Below are 16,232 nucleotides of genomic sequence, written 5' to 3' on the forward strand. Positions count from 1 at the left end.
TCAATTCCCTTCGGGCCCGGTTCCCGCGGCGGTCGCCTCGAGCAGCGCGAGCCCCTTCTGGACCACCTCTCCGAAGAGGTCGTCCGGGTCGAGCCTACGCAATTCCTCGGCGAGGCAGTCCCGGAGGCTCCGGCGCGGCAGCGAGATGTCGTGCGTCGGCTGGTTCGGCTGCTCCAGCGTCGCGATGTTCGGCTGCACGCGTTCGAGGCGGATGTCGCCCGACGCGCGGGAGAGGGTGACCCCGTGGATCCCGCTCGAGCCGAGCGAGGAGGTGACCTCGAGGTCGACCGGCGCATCGAGTTGCAGGCGCAGCCAGGCGGCCAGCAGCTCGGTCGAGGGGGAGTCGGCGGAGCCGCTCACCGAGATCGACTCGACGGCCTCGTACGGTGGCTGGTCGAGCACGGCGGCGAGCTGCGCCCGCCACAGGGTGAGGCGGGTCCAGGCGAAGTCGCTGTCGCCCGGCTTGTAGTTGCGGCCGAGCGTCGTGAGCGCGGCGACCGGGTTGCTGTGCTCGGCGGCATCCGTGATGCGGCGATGCGCGATGCGCCCGAGGGCGGAGGCGCTCGGCACCTCCGGGCAGGACCCGGGCCACCACACGACAACCGGGGCGTCCGGCAGCAGCAGGCTCGTGACGAGGCCCTCCTCGTCGGACGCCGCCGCGCCGTAGGCGCGCAGCACGACGACCTCGCTCGCGCCGGCGTCGCCGCCGACGCGGATCTGGCCGTCGAGCCGCGCCTGCTCGGCGGCGGTCTCCTCGCGTCGCGAGAGCACGATGACACGCATCGGGTGCTCGCGCGACGCGTCGTTGGCGGCCTCGATGGCCTCCTCCTCCTCGCCGAGCTCGGTGGCGATGACGAGGGTGAGCACGCGACCGAGGGCGACGGCGCCGCCCTCCTCGCGGATCTTGACGAGCGCCTTCGAGATGGCGCTCGTGGTGGTGTCGGGCAGATCGACGATCATGTTCTTCTCCGGATCAGGGCCGACGCCAGGTGCGCCCGTCGCGTGCGAGCAGCTCATCGGCGGACTCCGGGCCCCACGTGCCCGGCTTGTACTGCTCGAGCGGTCCGCCGAGCGACTCCCAGTACTGCTCGATGGGGTCGAGGATCTTCCAGCTGAGCTCGACCTCCTCGTGGCGGGGGAAGAGCGGCGGGTCGCCGAGCAGCACGTCGAGGATGAGCCGCTCGTAGGCCTCCGGGCTCGCCTCGGTGAACGCGTGGCCGTAGCCGAAGTCCATCGTCACGTCGCGCACCTGCATGCCCGCGCCCGGCACCTTCGAGCCGAAGCGGATGGTGACGCCCTCGTCCGGCTGCACGCGGATGACGAGCGCGTTCTGGCCGAGAGCCGAGGTCTGCGACTGGGCGAACAGGTACTGCGGGGCCCGCTTGAAGACCACCGCGATCTCGGTCACCCGTCGTCCCAGGCGCTTGCCGGCGCGCAGGTAGAACGGCACCCCGGCCCAGCGGCGGGTGTCGATCTCGAGCTTGAGCGCCGCGTACGTCTCGGTGACCGACTGCGGGTTCATGCCGTCCTCGTCGAGGAAGCCGAGCACCTTTTCGCCGCCCTGCCATCCGCCGGCGTACTGGCCGCGCGCGGTCGCCGATCCGAGGTCCTTCGGCAGGTGCACCGCAGAGAGCACCTTCTCCTTCTCGGCGCGCAGGTCGGCCGCGTCGAACGACACGGGCTCCTCCATCGCCGTGAGGGCGAGCAGCTGCAGCAGATGGTTCTGGATGACGTCGCGCGCGGCGCCGATGCCGTCGTAGTAGCCGGCCCGGCCGCCGACGCCGATGTCCTCGGCCATCGTGATCTGCACGTGGTCGACGTAGTTGGCGTTCCAGATGGGTTCGTAGAGCTGGTTCGCGAAGCGCAGCGCCAGGATGTTCTGGACCGTCTCCTTGCCGAGGTAGTGGTCGATCCGGAACACGCTGTCGGGCGGGAACACCGACTCGACGACGGCGTTCAGCTCGCGCGCCGACTGCAGGTCGTGACCGAACGGCTTCTCGATGACGACGCGCCGCCACTTCCCGGGCGCCTGCTCCGCGAGCCCCGAGCGGCGCAGCTGCTCGGTGACGAGCGGGAACGACTTCGGCGGGATCGACAGGTAGAAGGCGTGGTTGCCCATCGTGCCGCGGTTCTCGTCCAGCTCGGTGAGGGTCGCCTTCAGCCGGTCGAACGCGGCGTCGTCGTCGAACTCGCCCTGCACGAATCGGATGCCCTGCTTCAGCTGGCGCCAGACGTCCTCGTCGAAGGGGGTGCGCGCGTACTGCTTGACCGCGTCGTGCACGACCTTCTCGAAGTCCTGGTCGACCCAGTCGCGGCGGGCGAAGCCGACGAGCGCGAACCCCGGCGGCAGCAGACCGCGGTTCGCGAGGTCGTACACCGCCGGCATCAGCTTCTTGCGCGACAGATCGCCCGTCACGCCGAAGATGATGAGGCTCGACGGTCCCGCGATGCGGTTGAGCCGACGGTCGGAGGGGAGCCGGAGCGGGTTGTTCTCCCGCGTGATCTCCACCGGCATCGCTCAGCCGATCCGCTCGCGCAGCGTGGCGACTCCGTCGACCACCTGCGGGAGCGTGAGGGTCAGCACCGGACGTCCGTGGTCGGCGAGCACGCTCGCGTCGCCGGCGGCCTGCGCCTGGATCAGCTGTCCGAAGGTGAACGGCCGGTCGGGGATCTCGAGATCGGCACCACCGGCGCCGACGATCTGCAGGAACACGCCGACGGCGGGGCCGCCCTTGTGGAACTGACCGGTCGAGTGCAGGAACCGCGGACCCCAGCCGAAGGTCACCGGGCGTCCGGAGCGGCGCGCGAGCGCATCCCGGACGGCGGGGAGACCCGGGAAGGCCGGGCGGTCGAGGTAGGCCTGCACCGAGACGTACCCGTCGGCGGGGAGCGCCGCCAGGAGCGCGTCGAGCGCGCCGTCGAGGGTCTGCTCGGCGATCTCGAGTCCGCCGGCGGTACGCACCTCGACACCGTCCGCGGTGAAGAGCGCCGGAACCGGCTCGGGGCGCGCGTCCAGCAGGCCGCGCGCCGCGATCTTCGCCGACTCGACGTCGGGCTGGTCGAAGGGGTTGATGCCGAGCAGTCGGCCGGCGACCGCGGTCGCGTACTCCCAGACGAGCAGCTGCCCGCCGAGGGAACCCGAGACCTCGATCTCGCCGTCGCGCACCTCGCGCGTCGCGCGCTCGTCGGCGACGAGCCGCACGATCTGCACGTCGGGCAGGCCGGCGGTGACCTCGAAGGAGTCGGTGTCGAGCACGACCGGGAGGATGCCCGTGCCGTTCTTGCCCGTCGACTCGGCGATGAGCTGTTCGACCCAGTCGCCGAATCCCACGATGTGGGTGCCGTCCGACACGATGCCGAGCTTGTCGCGCAGGGGAGCGGTGCCGGCGATCGCGGCGCCCAGCACCAGCCCGGGGTTGTTCGGGGCGTCGAGGGCGAGCTCGAGCGAGACCGCCTGCGCCTCGTCGAGCAGCTCGGCGATGTCGACCCCGGCGAGGCCGCTCGGCACCAGCCCGAACGCGGTCAGCGCGGAGTAGCGGCCGCCCACGGTCGGGTCGGCGTTGAACACGCGGTAGCCGTCAGCCCGGGCCGACTGGTCCAGCGGCGAACCCGGGTCGGTGACCACGACAATCCGTTCGGTGGGGTCGATGCCCGCGGACCGGAAGGCCTGCTCGTAGACGCGCTTCTGGCTGTCGGTCTCGACGGTGGAGCCCGACTTGGAGGAGATCACGACCGCCGTCTTCGCGAGCCGGTCCTCGAGCGCGCTGCGCACCTGCGCGGGGTCGGTCGAGTCGAGCACGGTCAGGGCGACGCCGTAGGTGTTCGCGATGACCTCGGGGGCGAGCGAGGAGCCGCCCATGCCGCCGAGCACGATGTGGTCGACGCCCTTCGCCCGCAGCTCGTCGCGGAGCGCCAGGATGTCGTCGACGAGACCCTCGGAGACCGCGACCGCCTCGGTCCAGCCGAGGCGCTTCGACGCCTCGTCCTCGGCCTCCGGGCCCCACAGCGTCGCGTCGAGCGTGGTGATGCGGCCGGCGACGCCGTCCGAGATCAGCTGCGGGACGTGGCGCTCGACGGCCTCGGCCGCCGCGCCCGTGGGCACGACCGTGACGGTCACTTCGCCGCCTCCAGGGCGGCGGTGACCGTGTCGAGCAGCTCGTTCCACGACACGATGAACTTCTCCACGCCCTCGGACTCGAGGGTCGCCGTGACGTCGTCGTAGTCGACGCCGACCGCCGCGAGCGCGTCGAGCACGCCCTGCGCGTCGGCGTACGAGCCCGTCACCGCGTCGCCGTGCAGGGGAGCGTGGTCGAAGGTGGCCTCGAGGGTCTTCTCGGGCATCGTGTTGACGACACCGGCGACGGCGAGCTCGGTCACGTAGAGGGTGTCGGGGAGCGCCGGATCCTTGACGCCCGTCGAGGCCCACAGCGGACGCTGGAGCTTCGCACCGACCGCCAGCAGGGCCTTCGCGCGGTCGCTCGAGAACTCCTGCTCGAAGAGCTGGTAGGCCAGCTGCGCGTTCGCGACGCCCGCCTTGCTCTTGAGCGCGAGCGCCTCGTCGGTGCCGACCGCCTCGAGACGCTTGTCGATCTCGGTGTCGACGCGCGACACGAAGAACGACGCGACCGACTCGATGGTCGACAGGTCGATGCCCGCGGCCTGCGCCTTCTCGAGCCCCGAGAGGTAGGCGTCGATGACGGCGCGGTGGCGCTCGAGGCTGAAGATCAGGGTGACGTTGACGCTGATGCCGGCGCCGATCACCTCGGTGATGGCCTCGAGACCTTCGACGGTCGCGGGGATCTTGATCATCGCGTTCGGGCGGTCGACCTTGGCCCACAGCTCCTTCGCCTGCGCGATCGTGCCGGCGGCGTCGTGCGCGAGACCCGGCTCGACCTCGATCGAGACCCGGCCGTCGACGCCGTCGGTCGCGTCGAAGACCGGGCGGAAGATGTCGGCGGCGGCGGCCACGTCGTCCGTGGTGATCTCGAACACGGCGTTCGCGACGCTCGTGCCCGCGGCGGCGAGCTCGGCGACCTGCGCGTCGTAGGCCTGACCCTTCGCGAGCGCCGCGGCGAAGATCGTCGGGTTGGTGGTGACGCCGACGACGTTGCGCTCGGCGATGAGGGCCTCGAGCCCGCCCGAGGCGATGCGCTCACGCGACAGGTCGTCGAGCCAGATGCTGACGCCGATCTCCGAGAGCTCGGCGGTCTTGGTGGTGTCGGTCATGACGATGGATCTTCTTCCGTTGAGGCTGTGTTCCCAGAGGGATGGGGGTTACTTGCCCGCCGCGGCGAGCGATTCCTTGGCTGCCGCGACGACGTGCTCGGTGGTGATCCCGAACTCGCGGTAGAGGGTCTTGTAGTCGGCCGAGGCGCCGAAGTGCTCGATCGAGACCGAGCGTCCGTGCGATCCGAGGTAGGGCGCCCAGGTGAGGGCGAGGCCCGCCTCGACCGAGACGCGGGCCGTGACGGATGCCGGCAGCACCGACTCGCGGTAGGCCTCGTCCTGCTCGGCGAACCACTCCTGGCTCGGAACCGACACGACGCGGGCGTTCACGCCCTCGGCCTTCAACTGCTCGCGCGCCTCCAGGGCGAACTGCACTTCGGAGCCCGTGCCCAGCAGGATCACGTCGGGCGTACCGCCGGGCGCCTCCGCGAGCACGTAGGCGCCGCGCGCCACGTTCTCGGCCGACGCGAGGGTGTCGCCCTCGGCAGCACCCTCGCCGCGCGCGAACACGGGGAGGTTCTGGCGGCTCAGCGCGATGCCGGTCGGGTTGGTGTGGCGGTCGAGGATCGCCTTCCAGGCCCAGGCGACCTCGTTGGCGTCCGCGGGGCGCACGATGTCGAGGCCTGGGATGGCGCGCAGCGTCGTGAGCTGCTCGATCGGCTGGTGGGTGGGGCCGTCCTCGCCGAGCGCGACCGAGTCGTGCGTCCACACGAAGATCGACGGCACCTTCATGAGGGCCGCGAGCCGCACGGCGGGGCGCATGTAGTCGCTGAAGATGAGGAAGGTGCCCCCGAAGGCGCGGGTGTTGCCGTGCAGCACGATGCCGTTGAGGATCGCGCCCATGGCGTGCTCGCGGATGCCGAAGTGCAGCACGCGGCCGTAGGGGTCGCCCGACCACTCGTGGGTCGACCACTCGGCCGGCACGAACGACTTCGCACCCTCGATCGTGGTGAGGTTCGACTCGGCGAGGTCGGCCGATCCGCCCCAGAGCTCCGGGATGACGGCGCCGAGCGCGCCGAGCACCTTGCCGCTCGCGGCGCGGGTCGACAGGTCCTTGCCCGCCTCGAACACCGGGAGCGCGTCGGCGACGCCCTCCGGGAGCTTGCCCGAGGTCACGCGGTCGAAGAGGGCCTTCTTCTCGGGGTTCGCGGCGGCCCAGGCGTCGAACGACTCCTGCCAGGCGGCGTGCGCGGCCTGCCCGCGCTCGACGAGGCCGCGCGTGTGGGCGATGACCTCGTCCGCGACGGCGAAGGTCTCGGCGGGGTCGAAGCCGAGCACCTCCTTGACACCGGCGAGCTCGTCGGCGCCGAGCGCCGAACCGTGGATCTTGCCGGTGTTCTGCTTCTTGGGGCTCGGCCATCCGATGATGGTCTTGAGGATGATGAGCGACGGCTTCGCGCGCTCGCCCTGGGCGGCGAGGATGGCGTCGTACAGCGCCTGCACGTCCTCGACGTACTCGCCGGTCTTCTTCCAGTCGACCGTCTGCACCTGCCAGCCGTACGCCTCGTAGCGCTTCGCCACGTCCTCGGTGAAGGCGATGTTGGTGTCGTCCTCGATCGAGATCTGGTTCGAGTCGTAGATGGCGATGAGGTTGCCGAGCTGCTGGTGGCCGGCGAGCGAGGAGGCCTCGGCGCTCACGCCCTCCTGCAGGTCGCCGTCGCCGGCGATCACATAGGTGTAGTGGTCGAACGGGCTCTCGCCGTCGGCGGCGTCCGGGTCGAAGAGTCCGCGCTCGAAGCGCTGCGAGTAGGCGAAGCCCACCGCGGAGGAGATGCCCTGGCCGAGCGGGCCGGTCGTGATCTCGACGCCGTCGGTGTGACCGTACTCGGGGTGGCCCGGGGTCTTCGAACCCCAGGTGCGCAGCGCCTTCAGGTCGTCGAGCTCGAGGCCGTAGCCGCCCAGGTAGAGCTGGATGTACTGCGTCAGCGAGCTGTGGCCCGCCGAGAGGATGAAGCGGTCGCGGCCCGTCCACAGGGTGTCGGACGGGTCCTGACGCATGACCTTCTGGAAGAGGAGGTAGGCGGCGGGCGCGAGGCTCATCGCCGTTCCCGGGTGGCCGTTGCCGACCTTCTCCACCGCGTCGGCGGCGAGGATGCGCGTGGTGTCCACGGCCTTCTTGTCGAGCTCGTCCCAGGAGAGTGCTGCCACTGAATGACCTTTCGCAGGCGGGGCAGCGTTCGCGCCCCGGTGTGGTGTCCGCTCGCCGAATCGGACTTCGACGGCGCACCGCGCGCGCCGCACATCGTCGGGGTCGATGATGGGGGAGACGCGCACAGCCGGCGAGCACGACCATCCTAGCCAGAAGCCCATTCCACCGTCGGATGGGCGCCGGACCGTCACGAGGGCCGCATACAATCGAAGCAGCCCAGTCGATCGAGGAGCCATGCAGCAGTCCGCCCAGAGCGCCCCCGCGTCGGCGTCTCCCGGCACCCCGGTCGACGTCGTCGATCACGCGAGCCCGGGGCGCATCGGGTTCCGGCGCAAGGCGCTCGCCTACGTGGCGCTCACCAAGCCCCGCGTGATCGAGCTGCTGCTCGTCACGACCGCACCCGTGATGGTGCTGGCGGCGCACGGGCACCTCGACTGGCGCTTCGTCGGCCTGCTCGTCGCGACGCTCGTCGGCGGCGCGCTCTCGGCCGGCAGCGCCAACGCCTTCAACTGCTACATCGATCGCGACATCGACCGGCTCATGAAGCGCACGCAGGGCCGCCCGCTCGTCACGGGGGAGCTGAGCCCCCGTGAGGCGCTCGCGTTCTCGTGGATCACGGGCATCGTCTCGATCGCCGTGCTCTGGGTGTTCACGACCTGGCTCGCCGCCGTGCTCTCGGCCGTGGCGATCGCCTTCTACGTGCTCGTCTACACGCTCATCCTCAAGCGCCGCACCCCGCAGAACATCGTCTGGGGCGGCATCGCCGGCTGCATGCCGGTGCTGATCGGCTGGGCGGCCGTCACCGGCACGCTCGACTGGGCTCCCGTCATCCTGTTCGGCATCGTGTTCCTCTGGACGCCGCCGCACTACTGGCCGCTGTCGATGCGCTACAAGGAGGACTACGCCGCCGCCTCGGTGCCGATGCTTGCCGTGGTGCGGGGCCGCACCGCCGTCGGCCTGCAGGTGGTGCTCTACGCGTGGGCCACCGTCGTGTGCTCGCTGCTGCTCGTGCCGCTCGCGCCGATGGGGGTCGTCTACACCGTGGTCGCGGTGCTCTCGGGCGCCTGGTTCCTCATCGAGTCGCACCGCCTGTACGCGGCCGCGATCCGTCCGGGCGAGGTGAAACCCATGCGGGTGTTCCACGCGAGCATCACCTACCTGACCCTCGTGTTCATCGCGGTCGGCGTCGACCCGCTGCTGTACGTGCCGATCCCCGCGCTGCTCCCGTGAGACTGCGCACCCCGCTCGGATGGGCGGCCGACCGCTGGACGCTCGGCGACCGTGCGCTGCGCTGGTCGACGACCGCGGCCCTCGTCGTCAGCGTGCTGATCGTGCTCGGCGGCGTCACGGTGCGGGTCACCGGCTCCGGACTCGGATGCCCCACCTGGCCGACCTGCACGGAAGACTCGCTCGCCGCGACGCCCGAGCTCGGCATCCACGGCGCGATCGAGTTCGGCAACCGTCTGGTCACCACGCTGCTCATCGCGGCGGTCGGCTGGGCGATCATCGCCGCGCGCCTGCAGAAGCCCCGGGACCGCACGATGACCCGCCTCGCCTGGTCGATGTTCTGGCTCGTCGTCGCGAACGCCCTCGCCGGCGGGGTGACGGTGTGGATGGGGCTGAACCCCTGGGTGGTCGCGCTGCACTTCGTGCTCGCCATCGGCCTGCTCGCCTGCGCCACCTTCACCTGGCACCGCGCACGCTGGCGCGGGGGAGACGGGCCGCGTCCCTCGGCCGGATCGCGCGGGCTCGCCTGGGCGCTCGTCGTCGTCACCGCGCTGCTGATCTTCGCCGGCACCCTCGTCACGGGATCGGGGCCGCACGCGGGCGACTCGAGCGACGTGCCGCGGATGGGCTTCGACTGGACCGCCGTGGTGTGGTTGCACGGTCTCACCGCGGTCGTCGTGCTCGGCATCGCGACCGCGCTGGCGTTCCGGTTGCGCGCCGAGGACGGCGGGCGCCTCGCGCTCGGCCGCGTCGGCACGTTCCTGATCGTGCTGCTCGTGCAGCTCGTCGTCGGCCTCACCCAGTCGCTCATCGGGCTGCCGGAACTGCTGGTGATCGTGCACGTCGTGCTCGCGGCGCTCGTCTGGGTGGGTGCGCTGCGCGTGCTGCTCGACACCGACCCGCGGCTGTGGGCGGTGCGCGCGACCCAGCTGCAGCACCCGGTTCTCAGCGGGTCGACCCTGTAGACTCGAGAGGTTGGAGCGCGCGGTTGTTCGTACCGCCCCAGCCACCCGCAATGCCGACACGGACGGAATGGTCCGCTTCGGCGGAAAAGAGGTAGCCCCATGTCAGACGTGCTCATCGACCGTCCGGAGCTCGCGAGCCTCGGCCAGTACGAATTCGGCTGGTCCGACTCGGATGCGGCAGGCGCCTCCGCCCGCCGCGGCATCTCCGACGAGGTCGTCACCGACATCTCGCGCCTCAAGGGCGAACCCGAGTGGATGCTCAAGAACCGCCTCAAGGCGCTCAAGCTCTTCGACATGAAGCCCATGCCCACCTGGGGCGCCGACCTCACGGGCATCGACTTCGACAACATCAAGTACTTCGTGCGCTCCACCGAGAAGCAGGCCCAGACCTGGGAGGAGCTTCCCGAGGACATCAAGAACACCTACGAGAAGCTCGGCATCCCCGAGGCGGAGCGCCAGCGGCTCGTCGCCGGCGTCGCCGCCCAGTACGAGTCCGAGGTGGTCTACCACCAGATCCGCGAAGACCTCGAGGCCCAGGGCGTGATCTTCCTCGACACCGACACCGCCCTCAAGCAGCACCCCGAGATCTTCCAGGAGTACTTCGGCACGGTGATCCCCTCGGGCGACAACAAGTTCGCGGCGCTCAACACCGCGGTGTGGTCGGGCGGATCCTTCGTCTACGTGCCGAAGGGCGTGCACGTGGAGATCCCGCTGCAGGCCTACTTCCGCATCAACACCGAGAACATGGGCCAGTTCGAGCGCACGCTCATCATCGCCGACGAGGGCTCCTACGTGCACTACATCGAAGGCTGCACGGCCCCGATCTACAAGTCCGACTCGCTGCACTCCGCGGTCGTCGAGATCATCGTCAAGAAGAACGCCCGGGTGCGCTACACGACCATCCAGAACTGGTCGAACAACGTCTACAACCTCGTCACCAAGCGGGCGCGCGCCGAAGAGGGCGCGACCATGGAGTGGATCGACGGCAACATCGGCTCCAAGGTGACCATGAAGTACCCCTCGATCTTCCTGGTGGGGGAGCACGCCAAGGGTGAGACCCTCTCCGTGGCGTTCGCCGGCCCCGGCCAGCACCAGGACGCCGGCGCCAAGATGATCCACATGGCGCCGTACACGACGAGCTCCATCGTGTCGAAGTCGATCGCCCGCGGCGGCGGCCGCGCCGGATACCGCGGCGAGGTGCGGGTCGAGGCCAACGCCCACCACTCCGCCAACACGGTGCGCTGCGACGCGCTGCTCGTCGACACGATCTCGCGCTCGGACACCTACCCGGCCATCGACATCCGCGTCGACGACGTGCAGCTCGGCCACGAGGCCACCGTCTCGCGCGTCTCCGAGGAGCAGCTGTTCTACCTGCAGTCGCGCGGCATGCCCGAGGACGAGGCGATGGCGATGATCGTGCGCGGCTTCATCGAGCCGATCGCGCGCGAGCTGCCGATGGAGTACGCACTCGAACTCAACAAGCTCATCGAGATGAGCATGGAAGGCAGCGTCGGATAAGTGTCGACCCCCGTTCAGACTGAGCAGCACGGCCTGACGGAGCACTCCCACGGGGGATGGGCCACCGTGCCCGTCCAGACCCGCTCGGAGCGCTTCGCCTCGACCTCGCACGACGACTTCCCCGAGGTCACCGGACGCGAGGCGATCTGGAAGTACGCACCCGTCGACAAGCTCCGCGAGCTGATCGACGGCGAGCTCGACGGCAGCCCGTACGCCATCCTCTACCCCGAGGCGGCCGGCACCGACGTCGAATGGATCGACCGCACGCACGAGCTCGTCGGCTCGGCCGGCACCCCCGAGGACCGCGCCGCCGCGAACGCCTGGACGAGCTTCGAGAAGGCGCTCCACATCCGGCTCGACGGCGAGGCGGAGACCCTCACCGTCACCCGCACCGCCCTCGGCACGACCGCACGCGCCGCGCACACCGTCATCTCGGCCGCGAAGGGGTCCACGGGACTCGTCGTGCTCGACAGCCAAGGTGTCGCGAAGCTCACCGAGAACCTCGAGATCGTGCTCGAGGACGACGCCAACATCACCGTCGTGTCGGTGCAGGAGTGGGACGACACCGCCCTGCACCTCGCCAGCCAGTTCGCCCGCATCGGGCACGGCGCCACCCTCACCCACATCGTCGTCTCGCTCGGGGGAGAGGTCGTGCGGGTCAACCCGTCGGCCCACCTCGCCGGCGAAGGCGCCGACGCCGAGCTCTACGGCGTCTACTTCGCAGATGCCGGACAGCACCTCGAGCAGCAGGTCTACGTGCACCACGAAGCCGCGCACACCCGCAGCCGCGTCACCTACAAGGGCGCGCTGAACGGCGAAGGCGCGCACACCGTGTGGATCGGCGACGTGCTGATCGGACGCGACGCCACCGGAACCGACACCTACGAGCAGAACCGCAACCTCGTGCTCTCGGACGGCACCCGCGCCGACTCGATCCCGAACCTCGAGATCGAGACGGGCGATATCGAGGGCGCCGGTCACGCCTCCGCCACCGGGCGCTTCGACGACGAGCAGCTGTTCTACCTGCAGGCCCGCGGCATCCCGGAGGACGAGGCACGTCGTCTCGTCGTGCTGGGCTTCCTCAGCGAGATCGTGCAGAAGATCGGCGAACCCGCGCTCGAGGCGCGGCTGCACGAAGCCCTCGAGGCCGAGCTGGCGGGCACCCGATGAGCGCGCAGAAGGTGTGCCCGCTCGACGAGCTGGCCCCCGACGCCGCACGACGCGTCGTGCTCGACGGCGTCGCCATCGCGGTGGTGCGGGACTCGTCGGGCGCGGTCCACGCCATCGGCGACACCTGCACCCACGGCGACATCTCCCTGTCGGAGGGCTTCGTGGAGGACGACGGGCTGGAGTGCTGGGCGCACGGCTCCAAGTTCTCCCTCACCACCGGCAAGCCCCTGAACCTCCCGGCCTACGAGCCGGTCCCCGTCTTCGCCGTCGAGATCGTCGACGGCGACGTGTACATCGACCCGGCCGTGCGGCTCGAGGTCTAGGAAAGGCAACTCATGAGCACCCTCGAAATCAAGGACCTCAAGGTCTCGATCGAGACCGACCAGGGCACCAAGCACATCCTGAAGGGCGTCGACCTCACCATCAACGAGGGCGAGATCCACGCCGTCATGGGCCCCAACGGCTCCGGCAAGTCGACCCTCGCGTACACGATCGCCGGCCACCCCCGCTACAACGTCGAAGGCGGATCGATCACCTTCGACGGGCAGGACGTGCTCGCCATGAGCGTCGACGAGCGCGCCCGCGCCGGCCTCTTCCTCGCCATGCAGTACCCGGTCGAGATCCCCGGCGTCACCGTCACCAACTTCCTGCGCACGGCCAAGACCGCGATCGACGGCGAAGAGCCCTCGATCCGCCATTGGGGCGGCACCGTCAAGGAGGCCATGGGCAAGCTGCGCATGGACCCGTCGTTCGCGGCCCGCAACGTCAACGAAGGCTTCTCGGGCGGCGAGAAGAAGCGCCACGAGATCCTGCAGCTCGAGCTGCTGAAGCCGAAGTTCGCGATCCTCGACGAGACCGACTCCGGACTCGACGTCGACGCCCTCAAGATCGTCTCCGAAGGCGTCAACCGCGCCCACCAGGAGACCGGCCTCGGCGTGCTGCTCATCACGCACTACACGCGCATCCTGCGCTACATCACCCCCGACTTCGTGCACGTGTTCGTCGACGGCAAGGTCGCCGAGGAGGGCGGCCCCGAGCTCGCCGAGCGCCTCGAAGACGAAGGCTACGACCGCTACCTCGTGGCCCAGGCGTAAGCCCGGCAACCCGCGTACCCTGAGAGCATGCCGACCTCGCTCGAACCCGCGCTCTTCGACCGCGTCGAAGAGGGGCTGAAGGACGTCATCGACCCCGAACTCGGGGTCAATATCGTCGACCTCGGTCTCGTCTACGACCTCACCTGGGACGACGAGAACGACGCGCTCATCATCTCCATGACGCTGACCTCCGCCGGCTGCCCCCTCACCGACGTGATCGAGGAGCAGACCGCCCAGTCGCTCGACGGGATCGTCGAACGCTTCCGCATCAACTGGGTGTGGATGCCGCCGTGGGGTCCGGAGCGGATCACCGACGACGGGCGCGACATGATGCGCGCGATCGGCTTCTCGATCTAGCGGGTCGCTTCGCGGAGTGGCGATGTCGCTTTCGCGACGCATGCCCCCGCGTGCCGCCTGACGGCGGCGCGCTCCCGCCAGACCCGATGCCAGCGTCCCGAAAGCGACATCGCCACCCCGCTTCGCTCGCGCCTCGAGACGACGACGAAACGCCCCGGAGTGTCCTCCGGGGCGTCGTCGTGGTCCGTGGGTGGGGCTAGTTGCGGCGGGCGGCGAGCTTGTCGGCACCCCACCAGGCGGCGGGCAGCAGGATCGCGGCGATGATCGCCTTCACGATGCCGCCGATGATGAACGGGTAGAGGCCCCACTCGAGGGTCTCCTGCAGGGTGGCGCCGGTGACGACCGCCAGCCAGGGCAGACCGAAGGCGAAGACGACGAGCGAGCCGCCGGCGAAGGTCGCGAGCGCCTTGAAGAACTTGCGGTCCCAGGTGCGCTCCGAGAGCCAGCCCACGATCGCCGCGGCCGGGATGAAGCCGATGATGTAGCCGAAGCTGGGCGCCGCCAGGGCGGCGAGGCCCGTCAGGTGGCTGCCGTCGTCCTGGGGGGCGTAGAAGGGGAGGCCGGCGAGGCCGAGCAGCGCGTAGAGCAGCAGCGAGGCGCCGCCGCGGACCGCGCCGAGGGTCGCACCGACGAGCAGCACCGCGAGCGTCTGCCCGGTGATCGGCACCGGGAACATCGGGATCGTCACCTGGGCGAGCAGCGCCGTGAAGAGCGCCCCGCCCGCGACGAGCGCGAGGTCGGTGACGAGTCCGCGGGGGAGCACGCGGTCGGCGAGCACGAGACGGGGGGACGGGCTGATCGCGGTCATGAGGTCCTTCGTGGTGGGGCCGTCGGGGGAATGGGCGGTGCCGCCCTCCGGTTAGACTAGCGGGCTGGTGCACTCGCACCCTTGTCGACTCCCTCCCGAAGAAACGGATCCGCGCTGTGCTCGCCGTGCATGACCTCGAGATCCGCGTCGGCGCACGCGTGCTCATGTCCGAGGTGGTGTTCCGCGTCGACAAGGGCGACAAGGTGGGCCTCGTCGGCCGCAACGGCGCCGGCAAGACGACGTTGACCAAGACGCTCGCGGGGGAGACGCTGCCGACCTCCGGCAAGATCGACCGCACCGGCGAGATCGGCTACCTGCCGCAGGATCCGCGCTCCGGAGACCCGGAGGACACCGCGCGCACCCGCATCCTCGACGCCCGCGGGCTCGGACGCGTCGTCGAGGAGCTGCGGCAGGCGACGCTCGACATGGCGAGCGACGACCCGAAGGTCAGCGACGACGCGATGGCCCGCTACGGCCGCCTCGAAGACCGCTTCCTCGCGCTCGGCGGCTACGCGGCCGAAGCCGAGGCGGCGGCGATCGCCTCCAACCTCGCTCTGCCCGACCGCATCCTCGACCAGCAGCTGAAGACCCTCTCGGGCGGACAGCGACGCCGCATCGAGCTGGCGCGCATCCTGTTCTCGGGTGCCGAGACGATGATCCTCGACGAGCCCACCAACCACCTCGACGCCGACTCGGTCGTCTGGCTGCGCGAGTTCCTCAAGGCCTACCAGGGAGGCGTCATCGTGATCAGCCACGACGTCGACCTGGTCGAGGAGGTCGTCAACAAGGTCTTCTACCTGGACGCCAACCGCCAGGTCATCGACATCTACAACATGGGCTGGAAGCACTACCTGCGCCAGCGCGAAGCCGACCAGGAGCGCCGCAAGAAGGAGCGCGTCAACGTCGAGAAGAAGGCGACCGCCCTGCAGCTGCAGGCCGCGCGCTTCGGCGCCAAGGCCTCGAAGGCCGCCGCCGCCCACCAGATGGTCGCGCGCGCCGAGAAGATGCTCTCCGGCCTCGAGGAGGAGCGGGCCGTCGACCGGGTCGCGAAGCTGCGCTTCCCCGACCCGGCACCCTGCGGCCGCACGCCGATCACCGCATCCGACCTCTCGAAGTCGTACGGATCGCTCGAGATCTTCACCGCCGTCGACCTCGCGATCGATCGCGGCTCGAAGGTGGTCGTGCTGGGGCTCAACGGGGCGGGCAAGACGACGCTGCTGCGCATCCTCGCGGGCGTCGACCAGCCCGACACCGGCCACGTCGAGCCGGGCCACGGCCTGCGGATCGGGTACTACGCCCAGGAGCACGAGACGATCGACGTGAACCGCACCGTGCTGCAGAACATGGTCGCCGCCTCGCCGAACCTCACCGAGACCGAGGCCCGCAAGGTGCTCGGCTCGTTCCTGTTCACCGGCGACGACGGGCACAAGCCCGCGGGCGTGCTCTCGGGCGGCGAGAAGACCCGACTCGCGCTGGCCATGATCGTGGTGTCGGGCGCGAACGTGCTGCTGCTCGACGAACCGACCAACAACCTCGACCCCGCCTCGCGCGAGGAGATCCTCGGCGCCCTCGCCGGCTACAGCGGCGCGGTCGTGCTCGTGTCGCACGACGAGGGCGCGGTCGAGGCCCTGAACCCGGAGCGCGTGCTCATCCTGCCCGACGGCGTCGAGGATCACTGGAACCCCGACTACGCGGAGCTGATCAGCGTCAGCTGAGCT

14 protein-coding genes are annotated in these 16,232 nt (G+C 70.1%); 8 read left to right on the forward strand and 6 right to left on the reverse strand.

What is annotated here, in order from left to right:
- The 5 genes from NUH29_RS01670 to tkt are packed head-to-tail and all read right to left on the reverse strand — an operon-like array spanning nucleotide 1 to nucleotide 7,374.
- Nucleotides 1-960, reverse strand: coding sequence for a glucose-6-phosphate dehydrogenase assembly protein OpcA (locus NUH29_RS01670; RefSeq protein WP_258797140.1), 960 nt, complete (start codon nucleotides 958-960; stop codon nucleotides 1-3).
- Nucleotides 961-973: 13 nt separating this feature from the next.
- Nucleotides 974-2,515 carry a glucose-6-phosphate dehydrogenase gene (gene zwf, locus NUH29_RS01675; RefSeq protein WP_258797141.1) on the reverse strand — a complete coding sequence of 514 codons (1,542 nt, stop codon included), beginning with the start codon at nucleotides 2,513-2,515 and terminating at the stop codon, nucleotides 974-976.
- A 3-nt stretch (nucleotides 2,516-2,518) separates the two neighbouring features.
- Nucleotides 2,519-4,117, reverse strand: coding sequence for a phosphoglucose isomerase-related protein (locus NUH29_RS01680; protein WP_258797142.1), 1,599 nt, complete (start codon nucleotides 4,115-4,117; stop codon nucleotides 2,519-2,521).
- Nucleotides 4,114-5,226, reverse strand: a complete 1,113-nt coding sequence (gene tal, locus NUH29_RS01685) for a transaldolase (protein ID WP_258797143.1) — start codon at nucleotides 5,224-5,226, stop codon at nucleotides 4,114-4,116. The genes NUH29_RS01680 and tal overlap by 4 nt, the downstream gene beginning before the upstream one ends.
- A gap of 48 nt (nucleotides 5,227-5,274) precedes the next feature.
- Complete coding sequence (tkt, locus tag NUH29_RS01690; protein ID WP_258797145.1) at nucleotides 5,275-7,374, reverse strand: transketolase; 2,100 nt, start codon at nucleotides 7,372-7,374, stop codon at nucleotides 5,275-5,277.
- 235 nt (nucleotides 7,375-7,609) lie between these two features.
- On the opposite strand from tkt, the gene NUH29_RS01695 reads away from it, so the two are divergent.
- From NUH29_RS01695 to NUH29_RS01725, 7 genes are all read left to right on the forward strand, one after another.
- Nucleotides 7,610-8,605 carry a heme o synthase gene (locus tag NUH29_RS01695; protein WP_258797147.1) on the forward strand — a complete coding sequence of 332 codons (996 nt, stop codon included), beginning with the start codon at nucleotides 7,610-7,612 and terminating at the stop codon, nucleotides 8,603-8,605.
- Nucleotides 8,602-9,567, forward strand: coding sequence for a COX15/CtaA family protein (locus NUH29_RS01700; protein WP_258797148.1), 966 nt, complete (start codon nucleotides 8,602-8,604; stop codon nucleotides 9,565-9,567). The genes NUH29_RS01695 and NUH29_RS01700 overlap by 4 nt, the downstream gene beginning before the upstream one ends.
- Nucleotides 9,568-9,666: 99 nt before the next feature.
- Complete coding sequence (gene sufB, locus NUH29_RS01705) at nucleotides 9,667-11,085, forward strand: Fe-S cluster assembly protein SufB (RefSeq protein WP_258797149.1); 1,419 nt, start codon at nucleotides 9,667-9,669, stop codon at nucleotides 11,083-11,085.
- Complete coding sequence (gene sufD / locus NUH29_RS01710; RefSeq protein ID WP_373317420.1) at nucleotides 11,086-12,255, forward strand: Fe-S cluster assembly protein SufD; 1,170 nt, start codon at nucleotides 11,086-11,088, stop codon at nucleotides 12,253-12,255.
- Nucleotides 12,252-12,578 (forward strand): non-heme iron oxygenase ferredoxin subunit, encoded by a 327-nt coding sequence (locus NUH29_RS01715; protein WP_258797151.1) that lies wholly within the window; start codon nucleotides 12,252-12,254, stop codon nucleotides 12,576-12,578. Before sufD ends, NUH29_RS01715 begins: the two co-directional genes overlap by 4 nt.
- Before the next feature lie 12 nt (nucleotides 12,579-12,590).
- Nucleotides 12,591-13,349, forward strand: coding sequence for a Fe-S cluster assembly ATPase SufC (gene sufC / locus NUH29_RS01720; RefSeq protein ID WP_258797152.1), 759 nt, complete (start codon nucleotides 12,591-12,593; stop codon nucleotides 13,347-13,349).
- Nucleotides 13,350-13,376: 27 nt separating this feature from the next.
- The gene (locus NUH29_RS01725) at nucleotides 13,377-13,706 is read left to right on the forward strand and encodes a metal-sulfur cluster assembly factor (RefSeq protein ID WP_258797154.1); all 330 of its coding nucleotides are present in this window, start codon (nucleotides 13,377-13,379) and stop codon (nucleotides 13,704-13,706) included.
- A 196-nt stretch (nucleotides 13,707-13,902) separates the two neighbouring features.
- Here the strand turns inward: NUH29_RS01725 and NUH29_RS01730 are convergent, their stop codons facing one another.
- On the reverse strand, nucleotides 13,903-14,514 hold the full coding sequence (locus NUH29_RS01730; protein ID WP_258797155.1) for a biotin transporter BioY: 612 nt from the start codon (nucleotides 14,512-14,514) through the stop codon (nucleotides 13,903-13,905).
- A gap of 116 nt (nucleotides 14,515-14,630) precedes the next feature.
- Between NUH29_RS01730 and NUH29_RS01735 the strand changes: the two genes are divergently transcribed.
- Nucleotides 14,631-16,229 (forward strand): ABC-F family ATP-binding cassette domain-containing protein, encoded by a 1,599-nt coding sequence (locus NUH29_RS01735; protein ID WP_258797157.1) that lies wholly within the window; start codon nucleotides 14,631-14,633, stop codon nucleotides 16,227-16,229.
- Nucleotides 16,230-16,232 lie beyond the last annotated feature (3 nt).

The organism is Protaetiibacter mangrovi (genome assembly GCF_024752305.1).
In the GTDB taxonomy this organism is placed as follows: domain Bacteria; phylum Actinomycetota; class Actinomycetes; order Actinomycetales; family Microbacteriaceae; genus Homoserinibacter; species Homoserinibacter mangrovi.

Excerpts from the sequence above, each read along its gene's own strand:
- zwf (WP_258797141.1), bottom strand. The coding sequence starts at position 2,515 with ATGCCGGTGGAGATCACGCGGGAGAACAACCCGCTCCGGCTCCCCTCC.
- NUH29_RS01715 (WP_258797151.1), top strand. The coding sequence starts at position 12,252 with ATGAGCGCGCAGAAGGTGTGCCCGCTCGACGAGCTGGCCCCCGACGCC.
- NUH29_RS01730 (WP_258797155.1), bottom strand. The coding sequence starts at position 14,514 with ATGACCGCGATCAGCCCGTCCCCCCGTCTCGTGCTCGCCGACCGCGTG.
- sufC (WP_258797152.1), top strand. The coding sequence starts at position 12,591 with ATGAGCACCCTCGAAATCAAGGACCTCAAGGTCTCGATCGAGACCGAC.
- tal (WP_258797143.1), bottom strand. The coding sequence starts at position 5,226 with ATGACCGACACCACCAAGACCGCCGAGCTCTCGGAGATCGGCGTCAGC.
- sufB (WP_258797149.1), top strand. The coding sequence starts at position 9,667 with ATGTCAGACGTGCTCATCGACCGTCCGGAGCTCGCGAGCCTCGGCCAG.
- NUH29_RS01670 (WP_258797140.1), bottom strand. The coding sequence starts at position 960 with ATGATCGTCGATCTGCCCGACACCACCACGAGCGCCATCTCGAAGGCG.
- NUH29_RS01725 (WP_258797154.1), top strand. The coding sequence starts at position 13,377 with ATGCCGACCTCGCTCGAACCCGCGCTCTTCGACCGCGTCGAAGAGGGG.
- NUH29_RS01695 (WP_258797147.1), top strand. The coding sequence starts at position 7,610 with ATGCAGCAGTCCGCCCAGAGCGCCCCCGCGTCGGCGTCTCCCGGCACC.